The organism is Rhodococcus sp. T2V (assembly GCF_029269925.1).
Taxonomy (GTDB): domain Bacteria; phylum Actinomycetota; class Actinomycetes; order Mycobacteriales; family Mycobacteriaceae; genus Rhodococcus_F; species Rhodococcus_F koreensis.
On the sequence record NZ_JARJBD010000185.1, the window covers coordinates 1 to 7,972 of the forward strand.

General features: G+C 67.6%; 5 protein-coding genes and 1 pseudogene. 5 read left to right on the forward strand and 1 reads right to left on the reverse strand.

The window, feature by feature from the left end; all coding sequences use genetic code 11:
• Positions 1 to 60: 60 nt before the first annotated feature.
• A pseudogene (locus P3H15_RS52270) lies at positions 61 to 491 on the reverse strand (phosphatidylserine/phosphatidylglycerophosphate/cardiolipin synthase family protein); the annotation flags it as partial.
• A 392-nt stretch (positions 492 to 883) separates the two neighbouring features.
• Here P3H15_RS52270 and P3H15_RS52275 point away from each other — a divergent pair.
• From P3H15_RS52275 to P3H15_RS52295, 5 genes are all read left to right on the forward strand, one after another.
• Positions 884 to 1,591 carry a hypothetical protein gene (locus tag P3H15_RS52275; protein ID WP_276144538.1) on the forward strand — a complete coding sequence of 236 codons (708 nt, stop codon included), beginning with the start codon at positions 884 to 886 and terminating at the stop codon, positions 1,589 to 1,591.
• A 712-nt stretch (positions 1,592 to 2,303) separates the two neighbouring features.
• Positions 2,304 to 3,434, forward strand: a complete 1,131-nt coding sequence (locus tag P3H15_RS52280; protein ID WP_276144539.1) for an ATP-binding protein — start codon at positions 2,304 to 2,306, stop codon at positions 3,432 to 3,434.
• A 435-nt stretch (positions 3,435 to 3,869) separates the two neighbouring features.
• On the forward strand, positions 3,870 to 4,037 hold the full coding sequence (locus tag P3H15_RS52285) for a hypothetical protein (protein ID WP_276144540.1): 168 nt from the start codon (positions 3,870 to 3,872) through the stop codon (positions 4,035 to 4,037).
• An 853-nt stretch (positions 4,038 to 4,890) separates the two neighbouring features.
• Entirely contained in the window at positions 4,891 to 7,320 is a 2,430-nt protein-coding gene (locus tag P3H15_RS52290) for a DUF4185 domain-containing protein (protein WP_276144541.1), read from the forward strand.
• A gap of 74 nt (positions 7,321 to 7,394) precedes the next feature.
• Positions 7,395 to 7,754, forward strand: a complete 360-nt coding sequence (locus tag P3H15_RS52295; RefSeq protein ID WP_276144542.1) for a hypothetical protein — start codon at positions 7,395 to 7,397, stop codon at positions 7,752 to 7,754.
• The last annotated feature ends 218 nt before the right edge of the window (positions 7,755 to 7,972 follow it).

Below are 7,972 nucleotides of genomic sequence, written 5' to 3' on the forward strand. Positions count from 1 at the left end.
CCTGTGAGATTTCAGGCGTCACCGTGCACACGTTCGCACGAACCTGTGCGCTTTCCGGGTGGCGTTGTCGAGGAATACCTCATCGACTTCGGTGATCTCGTCGAGGCCGTCGATGAACTTCCGTACGGAGGCGATGATGTCGGGGGCGTCGGTGATGACCACAGCGTCGTCGGCGAACGCGGAGTTCTCGGACGCGTTCGCCGATCCGACCACTGCTCGCCGACTGGTGGCGATCACCTTGGCGTGCAGGGTCGGCGACGACAGCACCCGCACCCCTTGGTCACGTAGTAGGCGAGGGCGGCGGGGGAGGTGGCGTGCGCCCCGATCGCGGCTTTGGAGGCGTTGACGCCCAGCAAGTCTCCGGCGCGCAGCGGGAGCAGCTCGGGTGCGTCCTGTCCGAGGTGGGCGATCGCTGCGTGGCGGGCGCCGCGGGTGCGGATGGTGCGGGTGATGTGTGGCCACGGGCTCGGCCCGTGGAAGGTGGTGCCCATACCGGCAGACGGTAATCGGCTGACCGGCCCGGGCGGGCGACGGTCCCTGTGGCCGAGGCCCGCTTATGATTGGAGGCTGATGCTGGGCGGCGGCTACGACTGTCCACCCGTGGCCGCGCCTCCGGCGATCGGGCACGCCTTTCGTGACGCTCACGGATCTGCCTCGTCCGGTTCGGCGGTGCCGAGGACGCCTGTCGCGGACGCAGGGCGCCAACACGCTCCCCGGCGCCGGCGCATCGAGAGGGGTTCTGAGTCGACCGTCCCCGCCGATGACGGAGGGTGGGTGCCGCGAACGACGTTGCTGGTCGCCGACGGTCGGTATCACGGGCCTTCACCTGGCCCGACATGTGCGGACGCGGGAGCTCCCGATCGGTGGAGCAGAATGGGGTGCCATGGACGATGCGGAGTTGGTCGAGCAGGTGCGGCGGCGTTGGGAGCAGGGTGTCCCGCCGAAGGTGATCGCGCGCGCTCTGGGCGTGCGGCCGTCGGTGGTGGCGCCGTTGGTGCGACGAATCGCTGCCGAGGCCGAAGTGTCCCAAGGATTGGGGCGGGTGCTGGGGTGCTGGGTCAATTGTGGCTGGAGTGTCGGGCTGGGCCTCGAGCGTTGTCCGGAGTGGGCGGAACTGGATGCTCCCGCCGGTGAGGTCGAAGGCTTCGCGCAGGTGTTGGTGGCACGAGAGGGACGGCGTGGTCGGGCGACGCTGCGAGGGTACCTGGCTGACGTGCACTGCCTGGGGGTGAAGAACGCCCGTGACCCCGAAACCATGGACGCGGGCAGGATCCCCACCGCCATCCGCACGTACTACGCGGCGTTCGACCGTCCTGCGGTGGAGATTCCGATCGAACTCGGCCACGAACTGATCCTGGGGGCGGCGGCGTATGCGCGGGGGCTCGGTTTCGAGCCCGCCGGCGCCTTCGATGATGAGGCCGCCGCGTTCCTGGGTGAGTGGGACGGGCCGGGTCGGATCGAGTTCGGGAGGGATGGTCGGCCGTTCTACCTCAACGGGCCCTACGACAATCCGGCTGCCGTCATTGCGACCCTCGAGCGGTCCGTGGGTGCGGGGAACTTCCACGTCTCGGTGGCCGTGGGACCGATGTGATTGTCACGAACACACCCGACGCCGGGGGGAACGCCCGGCTCCATGGGCCGTGAGCCGAGCCGCAGCACACGCCGGCACGTGAACGGCAACCGCCACGACCAGCCGGACCGGTGTCGCCGAGCGGCTGCCCGCCTACACGTCAGGCGGACCGGCATCGGTGTTCGGTTGGATCATGGTGGACGAGCGGGTCGATGTTCGTTGTCGGCTGCACCGCGGGCGGTGTCCCCTACGGTTGTTTCGAGGACGAGCCGGACGGCGACGCATTCGACGCGGATCCGTCCGGCTAGCCCGTACGCGGCCCCGGGCGGTCGGCCCAGCCTGTCCGGCGCACTCGACACTCGACCCCGGTCCTACATGTGTGCTATCGACTCCGGCACTCACATTTCGAGTGCGGCGGTGCCGAAAGTGCATGTCGAGACCGGTTTTCAGTTGGTCCGGGGGCCACTCGGGCCTACTGTCGGACCTGAACGACTGCGACTACACCGGACAGTAATCGGCATGAGCGATCACCTCTACCGGTGGCTGGAACTCCGCATCCGCTTCACTGCGCCGGGCATCAGATTGACCGCCGCCGACATCAGATTCGCCGAGTCGGCATCAGATGCATTGAGTCAGGACAGGTGGGCTGGGAGCCGGATCGGAAACGCTACCCAACCCTAAAGAAGCTAAAAACACTAAAAGAAGCTAAAACAGACTGGTAGCGTCTTCATCCATGCGGAATCCGTTCACCCCGTCGTTCGGGGCGCCGCCGCCGTCTCTGGTGGGCCGCGCCGATCTCGTCGAGGACTTCGGCGACGCCCTCGACGACGGTCCCGGTGCTCCCGGCCGCGCGACGATCTACACCGGGGCCCGTGGGGTCGGGAAGACCGTCATGCTCAACGAGGCGGAGGCCCAGGCCCGCAGCCGTGGCTGGCTCGTCATCTCCGAGACCGCCACACCCGGGTTGGTCGACCGACTCACCGGAGAACACCTGCCCCGGCTGCTCCGCGAGCACGGCGAAACCGGGGGAACGCGGCGGCGCCTGTCGGGGATCACCGCCGCCGGGATCGGGGGCGTCAACTGGACCACCACCGACGCGTCGCCGCCGGCGGTGAGCCTTCGTCACCAGATCGAGGAACTCACCGACGCCCTGGCCGAACACGAGACCGGGCTGTTGATCACCGTCGACGAGATCCACCGCAAACTCGGCGACGACCTGCGTGCGCTCGGTGCGCTCGTCCAGCACGCCTTCCGGGAGGAGCGGGAACTGGCCTTCGTCGCCGCCGGTCTGCCCGCCTCGATCAGCGATCTCCTCAACGACGACGTCCTGACCTTCCTCCGGCGGGCCGACCGTCATTCCTTGGGCGCGGTGCCGCTCGACGAGGTGGCACAGGCCATCCGTGAGCCGATCGAGGGAACCGGACGCTCGATCGCCGAGGCCGACTGCCGCACCGCGGCGGAGGCCACGAACGGCTATCCGTTTCTTATTCAGCTTGTCGGATACCACATTTGGCGGCAGAACCGGACCGCGGCGGTGGTCTCCACCGGCGATGTGACCGTGGGTGTCGCCGCGGCACGCCGCCGGATCGGATCGTTGGTGCTCGAGCCGAGCCTCGCGGGGATCTCCGATGTCGACCGGAGTTTCCTGGTCGCGATGTCGCAGGACGACGGCCCGAGCCGGATCGGTCAGATCGCGGTCCGGCTGGGCGTGGACGGAACCTATGCCAGCCAGTACCGGTTGCGGCTGATTGACGCCGAGCTGATCGCGTCGGTCGGTCACGGGCTGCTCGACTTCACGATGCCGTATCTGCGTGAGTACCTGCGCGAGCACGCCGCCGCGCTCGGCCTACCGAGGCATTCCTGAACTCTGAGGTAGCGCCGCCGGCTCCGGAATTCTCGCATGGGGGCGCAGGTCAACCCGGCAGCATTTCCCTTTCGATCCTCACGACGTCGAGCGATATCCGCGGTGGCCACGGACAGTTGGTGGCGACGGTTACCTCCACCCTGTTCGTGTGCGGAGACCGCGCGTGAGCGCCCGCGCGGTCATGCGGTGGAGGTCGGGTATGTGGCCAAGGCCACGCACACCGTGACCCGGGACTTGTTAATTCGCTATGCCGGGGCGTCCGGGATTTTCAACCCCGTCCACCTCCGTGGCGATGCGCCCGCCCCGCCGCTCGTCCGTCCCGTTCTCGGAGGTGAGCGCGGTGATCAATCTGTACTATCCGCTGGTCATCGTCCTGTAAGTCCTCACGGCGTTGTGGCAGGGCAATCTCGGCCATTTCTGATGTGGACCACCCGGGTGACCGAGCCGCCCGAGCCCGCGCACACCGGATCGGGGTCCGCGTGGCGGATGGGCTGGCCGAATGCGGCATCGGGCGACGACCTCTCGCACACCCTCGCCGGAGCGGCCCGCCGCGGCGCCGTGACCGCGCGGACGGACCCGCGGGAGCTGCCGCCGGGCACGTGAAGGGGCCACGGCGATTCGTGCGACACCGGGTCGCCAGCGTCCGCCCGTCCGCCGGCCGCGTGGGTCTCGGTGCGCACATTCGACCTAACGTTCGATGGCGTCAAACGCCGACGACTCTTCGAATCCGGCCGGCGCCTGTTCGACGAGGTGTCCCGGGACGGAACCACGAAGACGGTAACGGGGGCGGACATGGCAGACGCTGAGGATCCTGACCGGGATCGTCGGAATCCGTCGCTGACGCATCACCGGAAAATCGCGGGTCGCTGGATCGGGTAACTGACCTCGACTGACGAAACCTACATCATCTGCAGATTCCGCGGATCCGTATTCTCCAGAATCCGTATGTCTCATGAGACAGAAGGTTCTGGCGCCGAGGCTGGTCAGTGAGGATCGTGCCGATGGTTGGATCGTTGCCCGATCTGGTTTGTGAGACGCCGCCTACCGGCTGAAGGACTGGGCGTCAGGCGTGGCTGCGGTGAGCGTCGGGGGCGACGCGTTGCCCGCGGTGGTCAGTTCTTTAGCGCAGTAGTGCGTTGTTGTGATGGAGGGCCGCGATCGCGGTAGCCGCGGTGTCGAGTCGATAGGAAAGTTCGGTGCATTCGCGAGCTTGTCGGCGTGGAAGGGGCGAGTTCCGTTCTTTCTCGCCTCCGGGCGTGCATCCGTCGCGGGCGGCGACGGATGCGTTCCATTCGGACATGATCTGGGTGGCCCGGTCATGGTGGCGTGACACAGCCGATGAGACAGATTTCAACCATGAATAGAAGCGGTGTCATTTTCCGGATTTCGTGTCAAAGGGCGTGTCACTTTCCAGATTTCATGTCATGGTCCCGCACGATTGATGCGAGGAGGCGGCATGAGCTTCGTGAAGTCCGTGAACCCGCTGCCGCAGTTCGACATCGGCGGCACCGACCTGGGTATTCCGTTCCGCATGCCCAACGGTCAAGTCGGGTTTCTCCTGGGCGACACGTTCGCCGGGACGCAACCCCAGGTGGGTGGGCCGAACTGGCGGTCCCCGATGCTCCTGCGCAGCACCACCCACGACGTGACCACACCGATCACCTTCGCGTCGGCGGCCCGGGGCGCCCGCCAGCTCTGGGATTACGTGCACGACAACCCGGAATACTCGACCATTCTGCCCTGCGATGCGATCTCGATCGGCACCAGGATCTACCTGTGGGTGATGGTCACCCAGGGCCTCGGAAACGAGAAGTGGTGCGAGATTCGCTATTCCGACGACCTCGGCGAGAGTTGGACCGACACCGGCGTGAAGTGGTCGACCTCCGTCTACGGCGGCAAACGCACCATGGTCACCTGGGAGAAGGGCGGGGACGGGTTCGTCTACATCGTCTCCACCGGCGGTCTGGCCCGGAACAAGAACGCGATCCTGCACCGGGTCCCCGAAGCCCAGATCGCCGCCCCGTCGGCCTGGGTACCGTGGGGCTGGAACGGCACCGCCTGGGGGTGGGGCAACCCACCCGGCGACGACCCGACCAAGGGCATCCTGCCCGACCGCACCAGGTTGGGCGAGATCTGCCTGCGCCGGATCCAGGGCAACCTGGTGTTCTCCGGGTTCGACGCCGGCGCCTACAACGCGTTCGTGAAGGTCGCGGCGAAACCGACCGACAACTGGCACACCGCCCCCACCTACCGTCCGGTGAAGGGCTCGTTCTTCGGTGCGGGGGGTCCCGATGTCGTCGATCGGCTCTACGGCTGCTACATCCACCCCGACAGCCGGTTCGACCGTCCCGGCGGCTTCGCCATGATCGTCAGCCAGTGGGCGGCGGATGGGAACCCGTACCGGGCGATGCAGTACCGGATCTCCGGCATCACACCGGTGGTGCCGGTCACCGGCACCCTCGTCACTGAAGGGACTACTTCGATGGCTTTCCCCTTTGTGCCCGTCGCGAACGGCAACAACATCATCTCCTCCGGTTTCCGCACCCCGCAGAGGCCCGATCACAACGGCATCGACTTCGCCGCCCCGCTGGGCGAGCCGATCTACGCCGCCGAGGAGGGGGTGGTGGTCCGCTCCGGTCCGGCGTCCGGGTTCGGGAACTGGATCGTCATCGACCACCAGCCCACCCTCCATGTGGACACCGTCTACGGGCACATGCGTGCCGCGGACCTGCTGGTGTCGGAGGGCATGTTCGTCCGCGCCGGACAGCAGATCGCCCGGGTCGGCTCCGAGGGCGACTCCACCGGCCCGCACCTGCATTTCGAGGTCTGGACTTCCCCCGGCCGGTTCGGGGGTGCCCCGATCAATCCCCAACCGCTGCTGGTCGGGGCGGCCAACCCGCCCACCGGGACCATCGACCCCACCACCGGCACCTTCTACGGGGTCGACATCTCCAACCACCAGGGGAACTTCGACATCGCCGCCACCAAACGCGAGGGGTTCTCCTTCATGGCGGCCAAGTGCACCGAGGGCGACTTCTTCAAGGACTCGTTCTGGCCCCGCAACCGGGACCTGATGCTCGAGCACTTCCCCGGCCTGTTCTGCGGCTACCACTTCGCCCGCAACGGTGACTCGATCGGCGCGCAGGTCGCGAACCTCAAGGCGCACCTCGGGGACCCGACCATCCCGGTCATGCTCGACTACGAGGACCCGGACACCCGCGGGAGCGGCGCCAACCTGCGTGCCCTGGTCGATGCCATTCACTCGGCCGGCCTGCGGGTCTGCGCGATCTACCTGCCCCGCTGGTACTGGCGTGACCACATGGGATCGCCGCCGCTGAACAACCTGCCGCCGCTGTGGAATTCGCACTACGTCACCGCGTCCGGGTACGCCTCGGTCATCTACCCCGGCAAAGGATTCGCCGGCTGGGCCAACTACGCGCCCGGCGTCCCGGTCGAGATCCTGCAGTTCTCCGACCAGGGGCAGGTCGCCAGCCGGTTGGTCGACGTCAATGCCTACGAGGGCACCCTGGACGGCCTCCGGGAACTGTTCGGCGGCGCCCCCGGCGAACTGAGCGTCGACGACTGCGTGCTCGACTTCTGGCTGCAACTCCTCGGCCCCGGCGGCGCCGGCTGGCCCCAGCTGAACAACCGGTCCGTCGTCGACGCGCTCGCCGAGATCGGCCTGCACCAGGGGGTTCCCGGGATGACACCGCCGCCGGCCGGGGCGGCGCCCGCCCCGCTGCCCGCCGCCACCGCGGACCGCGCCCGTGACGTCTTCGATCAGATCCGGGGACCGGACGGCCGGGGCTGGAATCAGCTCGGGGGCCGGTCGATCGTCGACGCGATCGCCGCACTCGGCCACCAACTCGGGGTACCCGGGTACTGACCGAACGCTCCTCGGAACCACGAGCACGCCGCCGGCCTGTGGAACGTGAGTGGGTTCCGGTGAACGACGGACGCATGATTCCGAAATCGCGTCGCCGACGGGGCGAACTTCTTCCTGAGGCCCGTCACTGCAGACACGTCATCACCCACGTCCGGGTCATCGCACCCACGACGGCGGACCCGCCCACCCGACCACGCATGTCGGTGCCGTGCCGGAACTCGATGGAGCGCTGGATCTCCGTCGAGTTGCAGTACCCTGCCGCCGCCAACGGATTCCGCGTCGCGATGCGTGCGAGATGCCAGGAACGCGTTGACGATCAGGGCCAAGGACACCGTGTTACCGATCGGTGGGGGTTGTACCTCGCCGGCGGCGGCCCGATCATCGCGCTTCTCGCGCTCCTGGTACCGAAGGAACGACCGACGACGGCGACCTGATCCGCGTGTTTGACCGGTGTACTGCGCGGCGGCCGTCGCACAGCTGGTGGAGCCGCTCTCGACTGATTCGACCCGCCCGGCGCCCACGGCCGTCCGGGGTCCGCGTCCGCAGCATGCCCAACCGATCACGGCAATCGGGTACAGCAGCTAGTAGCGTGTCGCTGCTAAGTGTTGGGATATAGGTGGCGGAGTTTGATGCGGGCGTCGTCGGTGGTGAA

Bases quoted from the DNA above. Each gene is read 5' to 3' on its own strand.
- P3H15_RS52275 (WP_276144538.1), top strand. From the start codon at position 884: ATGGACGATGCGGAGTTGGTCGAGCAGGTGCGGCGGCGTTGGGAGCAG.
- P3H15_RS52280 (WP_276144539.1), top strand. From the start codon at position 2,304: ATGCGGAATCCGTTCACCCCGTCGTTCGGGGCGCCGCCGCCGTCTCTG.
- P3H15_RS52290 (WP_276144541.1), top strand. From the start codon at position 4,891: ATGAGCTTCGTGAAGTCCGTGAACCCGCTGCCGCAGTTCGACATCGGC.
- P3H15_RS52295 (WP_276144542.1), top strand. From the start codon at position 7,395: ATGATTCCGAAATCGCGTCGCCGACGGGGCGAACTTCTTCCTGAGGCC.